At 61.3% G+C, this 6,372-nt stretch carries 12 protein-coding genes and 1 tRNA gene; 2 read left to right on the top strand and 11 right to left on the bottom strand.

The window, feature by feature from the left end; all coding sequences use genetic code 11:
- Positions 1-51 precede the first annotated feature (51 nt).
- Complete coding sequence (locus tag EOA60_RS14045) at positions 52-510, top strand: YbaK/EbsC family protein (protein ID WP_095778701.1); 459 nt, start codon at positions 52-54, stop codon at positions 508-510.
- A gap of 44 nt (positions 511-554) precedes the next feature.
- Here EOA60_RS14045 and EOA60_RS14050 read toward each other — a convergent pair.
- The 4 genes from EOA60_RS14050 to EOA60_RS14065 form a co-directional block, all read right to left on the bottom strand.
- Positions 555-631 (bottom strand) — tRNA-Pro (locus EOA60_RS14050).
- 156 nt (positions 632-787) lie between these two features.
- Entirely contained in the window at positions 788-1,120 is a 333-nt protein-coding gene (locus tag EOA60_RS14055; RefSeq protein ID WP_127335387.1) for a hypothetical protein, read from the bottom strand.
- 24 nt (positions 1,121-1,144) lie between these two features.
- Complete coding sequence (locus EOA60_RS14060; RefSeq protein WP_245479215.1) at positions 1,145-1,330, bottom strand: hypothetical protein; 186 nt, start codon at positions 1,328-1,330, stop codon at positions 1,145-1,147.
- 60 nt (positions 1,331-1,390) lie between these two features.
- Entirely contained in the window at positions 1,391-2,281 is an 891-nt protein-coding gene (locus tag EOA60_RS14065) for an RNA ligase family protein (protein WP_127335385.1), read from the bottom strand.
- Positions 2,282-2,365: 84 nt separating this feature from the next.
- Here EOA60_RS14065 and EOA60_RS14070 point away from each other — a divergent pair, with 84 nt between their 5' ends.
- On the top strand, positions 2,366-2,551 hold the full coding sequence (locus EOA60_RS14070; RefSeq protein ID WP_127335384.1) for a hypothetical protein: 186 nt from the start codon (positions 2,366-2,368) through the stop codon (positions 2,549-2,551).
- A 63-nt stretch (positions 2,552-2,614) separates the two neighbouring features.
- Here the strand turns inward: EOA60_RS14070 and EOA60_RS37590 are convergent, their stop codons facing one another.
- From EOA60_RS37590 to EOA60_RS14105, 7 genes are all read right to left on the bottom strand, one after another.
- Positions 2,615-2,791 carry a hypothetical protein gene (locus EOA60_RS37590; protein ID WP_164748325.1) on the bottom strand — a complete coding sequence of 59 codons (177 nt, stop codon included), beginning with the start codon at positions 2,789-2,791 and terminating at the stop codon, positions 2,615-2,617.
- Positions 2,781-3,599: a hypothetical protein gene (locus EOA60_RS14075; RefSeq protein WP_127335383.1), complete on the bottom strand. Its 819-nt coding sequence runs from the start codon at positions 3,597-3,599 to the stop codon at positions 2,781-2,783. The genes EOA60_RS37590 and EOA60_RS14075 overlap by 11 nt, the downstream gene beginning before the upstream one ends.
- Positions 3,600-3,946: 347 nt before the next feature.
- A complete protein-coding gene (locus EOA60_RS14080; RefSeq protein WP_127335382.1) occupies positions 3,947-4,231 on the bottom strand; it encodes a hypothetical protein in 285 nt (94 codons plus the stop codon).
- Between the two features lie 211 nt (positions 4,232-4,442).
- Positions 4,443-4,682 carry an ABC transporter permease gene (locus tag EOA60_RS14090; RefSeq protein ID WP_127335380.1) on the bottom strand — a complete coding sequence of 80 codons (240 nt, stop codon included), beginning with the start codon at positions 4,680-4,682 and terminating at the stop codon, positions 4,443-4,445.
- A gap of 100 nt (positions 4,683-4,782) precedes the next feature.
- Positions 4,783-4,986 (bottom strand): hypothetical protein, encoded by a 204-nt coding sequence (locus tag EOA60_RS14095; RefSeq protein ID WP_127335379.1) that lies wholly within the window; start codon positions 4,984-4,986, stop codon positions 4,783-4,785.
- Positions 4,983-5,705: a glycosyl hydrolase 108 family protein gene (locus EOA60_RS14100; protein WP_128311499.1), complete on the bottom strand. Its 723-nt coding sequence runs from the start codon at positions 5,703-5,705 to the stop codon at positions 4,983-4,985. Before EOA60_RS14100 ends, EOA60_RS14095 begins: the two co-directional genes overlap by 4 nt.
- 61 nt (positions 5,706-5,766) lie before the next feature.
- On the bottom strand, positions 5,767-6,372 hold a 606-nt coding region (locus EOA60_RS14105), incomplete at its 5' end, for a class I SAM-dependent methyltransferase (RefSeq protein WP_128311500.1).

Here is a 6,372-nt window from a genome sequence, read left to right on the forward strand (position 1 = left end):
CAACGATTCGGCGGCATCGAGTGGCCAACATGCCTGATTGAGGTTTCGCTCATGAGCTTGGAATCGGTCCGCGCCTTCTTTGCCGAACACGCTCCCGACATCGAGGTGCTGGTCACCGAAGCGAGCTCGGCGACCGTGGCACTGGCGGCCGACGCCCATGGCGTGCTGCCGGCGCAGATCGCCAAGACCATCTGCCTGCGCGTCGGCGAGGAGACCATGCTGGTCGTGACCAGCGGCACTGCCAGGCTCGACAACCGCAAATGCAAGGACACGCTCGGCGGCAAGCCGCGCATGCTCGACGGCGAACAGGTGCTTGCCGCGACCAGCCACCCGCCGGGCGGCGTCTGCCCCTTCGGTCTGCCGGCGCCGCTGCCGGTCTTTTGCGATGTGACGCTGCGGGCCTTCGACGAGGTCGTTCCCGCCGCCGGCGCGACGAATGCCGCCGTGCGGATTTCGCCGCAGCGGATGGCCGAACTTGTCGACGCCAAATGGGTCGACGTGTGCCAGTAGGGATTGGAGAGGACTTCTGGGGGACAAGTCTCAGGCTTGAAAAATGGTCGGAGTGGCCGGATTCGAACCGACGACCCCTTGACCCCCAGTCAAGTGCGCTACCGGGCTGCGCTACACTCCGGACCGCGCAAAGCCCTATATTCTCAAGGGGTCCGGCGCAAGTGCTAAAAACGCCGGATGAGAACAGAACCCGATCAAGCCGGTTGATTTGCGGCCAAACCAGACGAAAAGTCCCACCGAAATTCCCACGGAGTTCGCGAGTCGTTCTGTGGATAATTCAGCCGGCCCGGCGGCCTATCTGCTGCCGCCACTGCTCGCGCTCACGAGGCCATTCCGAATGCGGGTTGCTCAGCGTGAGGTGGATGAAGCCGACCCGCTTGTCGTCCCGGCCGGCGGCACGGCATTTCGGACAGTAGAAGTGGCGCTGAAGATCTTGCGCAAGGCAACCATGCTCGAAGCCGATTCGGCGGCCGAGCGCCACCAGGTTTATGCGGCTCGACTGGCCGCAGCCGGTGTTGAGGCAGTTGGCCGTCATCTCGTGACCAAGCGCCAGCATCTTGCCGATAGTGTCGATCGAGAGGGGGTAGGTGATTTCGGGCAGCTTGAACATGGCTGTGATATAGGTCGGCTCCGTTCAAGCCGCCAAGCCGCCCTCGCGGTTCTGCATCGCATCGAGGATGACCTCGAAAAGGCTGCCGACCTCATCGGTGATCTCCTCTGGCCTGATGCCTTCTCGCTCAGCAGCCTCCAGGGCCTCTTCGACCAGATAGAGGATTGCCATAGTATCGTCGGTGATTGCGTTCGGCAGATGATCTGCCATCCATCGGTCTAGGAAATTGATGCCACGCGTGCTCATGGCGAGAGAAGCCGGAAGGCGGCTCTAGGTTCCTTCGTCACTGAAATCCTGCACCGTCGCATGGCGCAGCTTGTGCTCGCCGCGCAGGAAACGCACCGTTGCCTTGATCCCGGGCTTTACCCAGTCAACGTCGCCGCCGGCGACGGCCGTCGGCACCGGCCGGGGCGGCTTCGCTGTTTTGCCCTGCTGCACGCGCTGCCAGAGCCTCTCGCGCACGCCAGCCGGCAGCGTGACGGCGGCGGCGCCGGCGTAGCGGCCGTCGCGCGCCATGATTGCGGCGGCTGGCTTGCGGGGCTCACGTTTGATGCCGAGCAGATCGAAGTCGCCGACCTCCCAGCATTTCGTCTTGACCCAGAAATCCTGCTTGCCGCTGCGATAGCTGCTGGTCCGCCGTTTCGACACCATGCCCTCAAGCCCCATCTTCTCGACGGCTCCGAAGAAAGCAGCGCCGTTGCCCTCGACATGGTCGGAATACTGGATGATGCCCTTGGCCGGTTTGATCAGGTTCCAGAGCTTCGCCTTGCGCTCGATCAGCGGCAGCACCCGAACGTGCTCGCCGTTGAGGTAGAGTAGGTCGAAGGCGACGAAGGCGAGAAGCTCGGCGTTCCAAGTCATACGCGAATGCATCTCGTGGAAGTTCGGGCGGCCGTCGGGATCCGGCGCGATCATCTCGCCGTCGATGATGAAGGATTCCGCCGGCAGCTTTTCGGCCGCGTTGACGATGGGCCAATAGCGGCTCGACCAGTCGTGGCCGTTGCGGGAGAATGCCCTCACACCTGCCCAATCGCGGACGAGCTGGGTGCGGAAGCCGTCATATTTGATCTCGTGCAGCCAGTCGTCGCTGACCGGTGGCGTTTCCACCTGGACGGGCTCCAGCGGCTTGACGAACTTCAGCCGCTCTCTGACGTTACGCATGCACACATGCCCCAACCTCGATAAAAGCCGCGCAGCGGCCGTCCGGTTCCGGGTATTTTAGCGAAATTGTATGTAGGAGTGGTAATGACCAAGCTTGCGGATATCCCGCCGTTGAGCGGCAAAGGCCACCGCGTTGGCGGAGATCCTGCCGATAAGAGTGAGCACTTCTACACCTGCAAGGTCTGTGGCCAGCGCGTCGACAAGCGGGATCTACGACAGGTCGTCTGGCACGAGGTGCCCGAGCATGAACCACTCGAAATGGACGCTTGAAGAAAAAAAGCCCGCCGGCCAATGCCAGCGGGCTGGTTGCCGAAAGCAGCAGGGGCGGTGCTGCTAAAATACCTTGAGCTCGCACCCCAAGGGGGCGACCGGTTCCTTCTCCCCCGTCATCGGTGAAAACTGCAAGCTGAATGAGCGAGCGTCGTCCTGTTGGTACTCATACCGAGCCGATTTCGATTCCGCAGGCGGGGTTGCGATGGCGACCGGCTTGTCCTGCTTGTCATCTGGCATGGTCAATCTCCGATAGGCTTGGGTTGAGAGTCCTGTTGAAGTAGTGCTTGCGTCGTACCCACTTGAACCCTTCATGCTTTGTCACGACCGCGATGTCAGTGTCCCCACCAACAGTGTCGGCGCCGGGGAGGAAACGCACGAACCTCTTGGTTGTTTCGACCAAAAAATCAGCCAAGTCGATTGCGTCCTGTACGGGCATCGCAGGATGGACCATCTGTGCTTGCATCTGGGTTAAGAGAGCCTTCGATGCCGCATCAACCTGGGCGTCTGTCAATCCTGTTGACTTCAGAACCTCCTTGTGGGCCAACCCAACACCCATTAACACGCGGTATATTGCCTCAGGCTGACCTCCCCAATTTACACCGGAAGCGCCCTTCGCGCCCTCGCATATAGGAGCCGGGGAGCTCTGCGTGGCCGCCTCAATTTTCACAAGCCATCTCTCGGGACTATCGGCCCCAGAGGAGTATCCTCCGACGTAAAACGACATATCGGATGACGGCTTTGTCCCGAGCTTGGAGTAGCGCTCCTCAAAGAGAAAGCGACGAGCTTTGACCGCGATTTCCTCGATCGTATAGTTTCGAGGGTCTAGCTGGTAGTTCTTCTCTTTGGTCAAGGCGATGCGAAAGTCTTTCGCAAGCGTTGATATCGATTCCGCGCCGATATTGCCAAGTCCGCAGGTCATTGCACACACGGGGAGCTCGCGGTGCAGATTGAAGACTTTATGCCCATGGGGCAGCACGTTGATTATTTCGCGTCCTTGAGGATCAACGCCGTAGTGCAGTGTGACTGCGCTATCGGCAGCGAACACCAAGCACTCGTTGACTTGAATGCCAACACATACGGTCACGCGCCCCTCCCGATGGCCTTTTCGGCTCTTTGTGCAGGTCTACTTGCCAGAGTCTCCTAGCATTCGTCTAGAAGTTTCTGCGGGATCAGCGCTGATTATTCGGGGATTTCCGATGATACCAAGCTAGGGACAAACAAAAAGAACCCCGCCGGCGGTGAGCCAGCGGGGCAGCGGGAGTGCGAGGCAAATGGGCGAACGGGTCCCATGCGCCTCTCTCTAGGCAACGGGACGAACGTGCGACACCGCCGCTGACCGAACCCTTAACGGGCCCGATAGAGTTTTATCGATCGGTGCTTGATCTGTGGAAATCACGGGGCAAAGCCGCCCTTCACCATGAAGGTGACGATCGCCATGATGATGCCGGCTATGATGATCCACATGACGCGGGAGATGTCGCTCGAGATCTTGTCGACCTTCTCCTCGACGCTGTCGATCTTGTCTTCCATCTGCTTGCCCATGTCCCCGATCTTCGCGTCCATGTTTTTCCACCGTTCATCGTGACGCGCGCTCTCAATATCGCGCTGGACGCGCCAGTTCTCGAGAGCGACCACGCGAGCCCGAAGATCGCCGGTATCCATGTGTTCGTCCGCCATTGTTTCAGTCAGCCTTCTCAATGCACTGTCGATTGCTATGGTTTCCAGCCGCAAAGACGCTGGCCCTTCCGGTTGTGGGCCAGGATCGATGCGACTGTGGCGTCCGAAAGGGTTGCCACCTCTGCTTTCGTCGGCCGAATCGGGTGCTCGACTGCGCAGAATGAGCCGCCGGTCGTGGTGCAGGCGCCAAGCGCCAGGATGGCCACCAGAGCTATTGCTTTGACCATGTGCCCAACTCTGTCCGATTGGCGTTTGGCGCGCGGCCGGCGACGGCGTCATCGATCTTGTGCGCCTCGCTGGCCGCTTCAGCTTGATCGGCCGCCTGCTTGTTGCGCTCCGCTTGCGCGCCTGAGAGCCGCCCTTTGAACCAGGCGGCGACGACCGCGATGATGGCAGCGCCTATCGCCAGCACGGTCGGGTTGGTGAGAAGCCATGCGAGGAGGGCGCTCATGCGGAATGCCTCATGACGAAATAGGCGACCGTGCCGGCGATGATGGCGGCGGTGATCGGAAGCCAAGGGCGGATCAGGTCGGCGAACAGCTGCTCCATGATCAGTGCTCCCAGCCGAACTTGCGCGCCGCCCAATGCCAGGCTTCTGCGACGCCACCGATGACGACGCCGAGACCCGCCTCGATGAGCATCTGAACGTCGGGATCGGTCGAGAATGCGGAGGCGTCATCCGAGCCGATCAGGCCCCGGGTGACGAGAATGGCGGCGGCATACCGAAGCATGATGCGGACGATGACAGCGGTCATTGGAACAATCCTTGGATGAGGGTGACGACGTGATGCCACCAGCCGGACACGGCCATGGCGGCGAGGGCGAGAAGGGCTGCGATGCCGGCTGCGCGGCTGGCAGGCTTCGGAGGCTGGCCCGCGGTCACAGGGGAGGCAGGCGGGTCAACTGGAGGCGTAGGAACGGGGGCTGGCTGCGCCGGTGCTGGCGCCGCTGGCTGGCCGGTCTGGGCCGTCATCTTCAGGGCTTCCGTCCGGACCGAGGCGATGCGCGCGCTCCAGCCTTTGCCGAAGGTCGGCCAGGTTGGCAATTTTTCGAGGAAGGCGAGGCGCGCGTCGCAGACGTGGTCGATCACGAAGCCGGCAGGCTTGGCAGCCGCCGCGGCAAGCGTCGCGGGGCCGATGCTGCCATCCTGGCCGACGCCGATCACCGCCTGCAGATACCGCGCCGCCCGGCCGGCGCCGCTGTTCACGGCGAAATCGAAGACGGCATAGTCGACGCCGTCGGGCAGTTGGCCGCCGGCAACGGCGTCCCAGTAGAACTTCCGGTAGACGACTGCGAGCTGCGCATCGGTGATGTTGCGCAGATCGTCTTTGGTCGCGTTGGCTTGGACGTAGCGGCGAAAATTGGCGAGCGTGACGCCCTTCATGGTGGCGCCCCCAGGATCCGCCGGATTGTCCGACCAGCCGCCCTCTGTTTTGAGGACGAGCGAAAGCGCCCGCTGGAAATTGCGGTCCATGTTAGCCTCTTGTGTCGTGGATAAGAAAAAGGCCCGCCGAAGCGAGCCTTTGTTGTAGCGCCTACTTGATCAGCATGACCGGGGGGTCAACCTTGGCCTTCTCGATGACCACCATGCTGTCGTGAACGTGAACCGCGGGGACCTTGGTATGCAGGTCCATGTCCACCATCGCGTTGTCGATCGGGTAATACCATTTGTGCAGGCAGTCGATGATGTCCTTGACAACCTCGATGAACGTTCCCGGCCGGCGTAGGCCCCCCTGCCAGTCATCCCAATACGACGTGTGCAGGTCCTCGCAGATATAAAGGCCACCATCCGAAAGCAGCGGGAATAGCGTGCGGAAGCTCGCAAGTTGGTGCTCAGCTATGTGGCTGCCATCATCAACGACGATATCGAGACCGCCCATCTCCGAAACGACCGAGGCGAGGAATTCAGGATCGGCCTGGCTCCCGACGCGCCCATGGCAACCAATCCCCAGCGCGTTCACCTTATCGATACTGCTGTCACTGATGTCGATGCCGTATAGAACGGCCCGGTCGCCAAAATAGGGGCGCCAGACGTTGAATGATCCGCCATCCGCGACGCCGATTTCAAGGAAGCGGACCGGCAAGTCTCGATAGGCGGATAAGTATCGGTCGTAGATGTCGAGGTAATGCAGCCATTTCAT

The sequence above is a fragment of the Mesorhizobium sp. M1A.F.Ca.IN.020.06.1.1 genome, assembly GCF_004023265.1.
Classification (GTDB): Bacteria; Pseudomonadota; Alphaproteobacteria; order Rhizobiales; family Rhizobiaceae; genus Mesorhizobium.